1 protein-coding gene is annotated in these 806 nt (G+C 69.0%); it reads left to right on the forward strand.

The window, feature by feature from the left end; genetic code table 11:
- Positions 1-806 (forward strand): IS66 family transposase (gene tnpC, locus ACYVD0_RS19165; RefSeq protein WP_460428283.1); only part of this gene is annotated, 806 nt, incomplete at both ends.

Raw genomic sequence — 806 nt, forward strand, 5'->3', positions numbered from 1 at the left:
CAGTGCGCCGGGCAGCTGCAACCGGTGCTCAACCTGATGCGCGACCGGCTGCTGGAAAGCCCGGTGATCCACTGCGACGAGACGCGGGTGCAGGTGCTCAAGGAACCGGACCGGGCCCCCTCCAGCCAGTCCTGGATGTGGGTGCAGACCGGCGGCCCGCCGGAGCAGCCGGTCGTCCTCTTCGACTACAGCCCCAGCCGGGCGCAGGAGGTGCCCTTGCGCCTGCTCGCCGGCTACCGCGGCTACCTGATGACCGACGACTACGCCGGCTACAACGCCCTGGCCGCGCAACCGGGCATCGAGCGCCTGGGCTGCTGGGCCCATGCCCGGCGCAAGTTCGTCGAGGCGCAGCAGGTGCAGCCCAAAGGCAAGACCGGGTGCGCCGACCAGGCTTTGGCCTGGATCAACCGGCTCTACGCCATCGAGCGCGAACTCCGGGAGGCCGATGATGAGCAGCGCCGCCGGGGTCGCCAGCAACACAGCCTGCCGGTCCTCGCCCAGCTCAAGACCTGGCTGGACAAGACCCAGCCGCAGGTCACGGCGCAGAATGCGCTGGGCAAGGCGGTGAACTACCTGGCCAGCAACTGGAGCAGGCTGGCGCGTTATGTCGAGGCCGGCCACCTGCCGATCGATAACAACCGTGCCGAGCGGGCTGTTCGCCCGTTCGTCATCGGGCGCAAGAATTGGCTGTTCAGTGACACACCCAAAGGCGCGACGGCCAGCGCGCAGCTCTACAGCCTGGTGGAAACCGCCAGGGCCAACGGGCAGGAGCCCTACGCCTGGCTGCGCCACGTCCTCGAACGCCT

It is taken from the genome of Azotobacter armeniacus (assembly GCF_054779355.1).